At 44.0% G+C, this 1,011-nt stretch carries 1 pseudogene; it reads right to left on the reverse strand.

Annotated elements, in window-relative coordinates:
* Window positions 1-1,011, reverse strand: a pseudogene (locus HMPREF2867_RS04145) (CshA family fibrillar surface protein C); the annotation flags it as partial.

Raw genomic sequence — 1,011 nt, forward strand, 5'->3', positions numbered from 1 at the left:
TAACTGGAACCACATCACCTGAGTAAGATTTATCAGTTGGTGTGAAGGTTACAACACCTGTTTCTTTATCAACTGTGAAAGTACCAATTTCTTTACCTTCTGGTGATTTAGCAACTACAGATTCTGCTGGCTGACCATTTTCATCAAGAAGAGTAATGGTATCCTTATCGATTGGTGCAACTGGGTCACCTTCGGTGAAGGTTACTGTTCCAGTTTGAACAAGACCTTGAGGGCCAGTTGATTCTGCTGGTGTTGCTGTTGGGGTTACTGGAGTCACAGTTGGTGTGTACTTAGCAGTAACAGGAGTACCGTTCTTATCGACACGTTTAACCGTTACGCCTGTACCTTCTCCAGTGAATGATTTTTCTGGTACGAAGGTTACTGTTCCATCTGGAGCAACTGTGTAAGTTCCTTCACCAGGAACGGTCTTCGTAGTTGAGCCATCTTCAAATGTTGCAGGTGTATCATCATCCATTGGAACATTTGGATTACCTGGTGTGAAGGTTGGTGTACCTGTTTGCGTTTGACCTTGTTTGTCAGTAGATGTTGTATCTTCTGCTGTTGGTGTAACTGGTGTTACGGTTGGTGTATAAGTTGCAGAAGCTTTGGTTCCGTTCTTATCTTCACGAACCACTGTTACAGCTGGTGCAGTACCGACGAATGATTTTTCTGGTACGAAGGTTACTGTTCCATCTGCTGCTACTGTGTAAGTACCAACACCGTCTACAGTCTTAGTCGTAGAGCCATCGTCAAATGTTGCTGGAACATCATCGTTCATTGGCACACGGCTATCGCCTTCTGTAAATACTGGCTTACCTGTTTGTGTAGCACCTTGGATATCTGTAGTTTCAACTGGTGTTGCAGTTGGAGTTACTGGAGTTACTGTTGGTGTATACTTCGCTGTAATTTCAGTACCGTTCTTATCCACGCGTTTCACTGTTACGCCTGTAGCAGTTCCAGTGAATGATTTTTCAGGAACGAAGGTTACTGTTCCATCTGGAGCAACTGTGT

The organism is Streptococcus sp. HMSC064H09 (assembly GCF_001812625.1).
Classification (GTDB): Bacteria; Bacillota; Bacilli; order Lactobacillales; family Streptococcaceae; genus Streptococcus.